The organism is Shewanella electrica, from assembly GCF_022321485.1.
Lineage (GTDB): Bacteria > Pseudomonadota > Gammaproteobacteria > Enterobacterales > Shewanellaceae > Shewanella > Shewanella electrica.
Genome location: NZ_JAKOGG010000650.1, coordinates 1 through 245 on the forward strand (window position 1 = coordinate 1; position 245 = coordinate 245).

The following is a 245-nucleotide window of genomic DNA, read 5'->3' on the forward strand; positions in this document are numbered from 1 at the left end:
TATTGACGATGCCTACTTCCTGACCGGTGAAAATCCACGAACTAAGCTGGAACATCACGTCGAAGATTTATTGGCCTACATTGAACACCCAGAGCCACAGACGGTCTTGGTGATTTTTGCACCATACGAGAAGCTGGATAGTCGCAAGAAGGTTGTTAAGTTGCTGAAAGAGAAGGCAGCTTACTTGGCCTTTGGTGATTTGACTGAAAAAGATGTGCGAAACATGATTAATGATAAGTTGCGCC

General features: G+C 44.5%; 1 protein-coding gene. It reads left to right on the forward strand.

From position 1 onward, the window contains the following. Positions 1-245 (forward strand): DNA polymerase III subunit delta (locus L9G74_RS21700; protein WP_238898939.1); only part of this gene is annotated, 245 nt, incomplete at both ends.